General features: G+C 65.0%; 1 protein-coding gene. It reads right to left on the bottom strand.

What is annotated here, in order from left to right; all coding sequences use genetic code 11:
* Positions 1 to 47: 47 nt before the first annotated feature.
* Positions 48 to 1,295 (bottom strand): IS256 family transposase, encoded by a 1,248-nt coding sequence (locus ACX80F_RS16990; RefSeq protein ID WP_459337556.1) that lies wholly within the window; start codon positions 1,293 to 1,295, stop codon positions 48 to 50.
* Between the last annotated feature and the right edge of the window lie 124 nt (positions 1,296 to 1,419).

Genomic DNA, 1,419 nt, shown 5'->3' with positions numbered 1-1,419 from the left:
GGTCAAGTCCCGGGTGGTGGTGTAGCGGTTGGTGATCCTGTTGGTTGTTAGGCGCTGAGTTCGAGGGTGGTGTCGATGGCCGCCTCCGTCCCGGTGTCGGTGATGAGGCTGAGTCGGGACTTGGCGAGGATGTCGAGTCCGAGGTAGCGGCGTCCTTCGGCCCATTCGTCGGTTTGCTCGGCCAGGACGGCGCCGACGAGCCGGATGATCGCGTCCCTGTTCGGGAAGATCCCGACGCTGTCGGTACGGCGCCGGATCTCCCTGTTCAACCGCTCGTTCGGGTTGTTCGACCAGACCTGCTGCCAGAGCCCTTCCGGGAAGCCGGTAAACGCGAGGATCTCTGCCCGGGCAGCATCGAGGTGCTCGTGGGCGTCGGGGAGTTTCTCCTCGACGTAATCCAGCAGCCGATCGAACTGGGCATGCACCGAGCCCGCGTCGGGTTGGTCATAGACCGAGTGCAGCATTGCTTTCACAGCCGGCCACATTGTCTTCGGTGTCACGGACATCAGGTTCGCCGCGTAGTGGGTGCGGCATCTCTGCCAGACAGCTCCGGGCAGATTCGCGCCGATCGCCTCGACCAGACCTCGGTGCGCGTCACTGGTGACGAGCCGGACGCCGGTTAGCCCGCGGGCGACGAGGTCGGCGAAGAAACTGTTCCACGCCGCCCCGGTCTCGCTGGTGGCCACGCGTAGGCCGAGTACTTCGCGGCGCCCGTCGGCGTTGACGCCGGTCGCGACGAGGACGACGGCGTTGATGACACGGCCGCCTTCGCGGACCTTCATGGTCAGGGCGTCGGCGGCGACGAACGTGAAGGGGCCTGCCTCGCCCAGGGGGCGGTGGCGGAACTCGTTCACGTGCTCGTCGAGCTCAGCTGCCATGCGGGAGACCTGCGACTTCGACAAGCTATTGATACCCAGGGTCTTCACGAGCTTGTCCATGCGACGCGTCGAGACGCCGGCGAGGTAGCAGTCCGCGACCACGGTGATCAACGCGGACTCCGCCCGCTTCCTACGCTCGAGCAGCCACTCTGGGAAGTACGTGCCGGAGCGTAGTTTCGGGACGGCGACGTCAACGGTCCCGACCCGGGTGTCCAGGTCGCGGTGCCGGTACCCATTGCGCTGCGCGACACGGTCCGGTGAGGGTTTGCCCCACTCCGCGCCCGCGACGGCATCGGCGTCCGCCGAGAGCAGGGCATTGATCATGCTCTGCAGCAGCGAACGCATTAAATCAGGAGACGCATCTCCAAGAGCTTCAGTAAGTAGGCGGGCAGGGTCGAGAATATGAGGAGCGGCCATCGTGGTGATGCCTTTCGAGTGGGATGTAGGAGTTTCCTCGAAGGATCACGCGGTGGCCGCGTCCATGTCCATCATTATGACGAACCCGGCAACCGCGCTACACCACTATGCGGGGCACAACTCC

The organism is Arthrobacter sp. TMS2-4 (assembly GCF_054511075.1).
This window is presented reverse-complemented; position numbering and strand designations above follow the sequence as displayed.

Coding starts and splice junctions, on each gene's coding strand:
- ACX80F_RS16990 (WP_459337556.1), bottom strand. CDS start 1,295: ATGGCCGCTCCTCATATTCTCGACCCTGCCCGCCTACTTACTGAAGCT.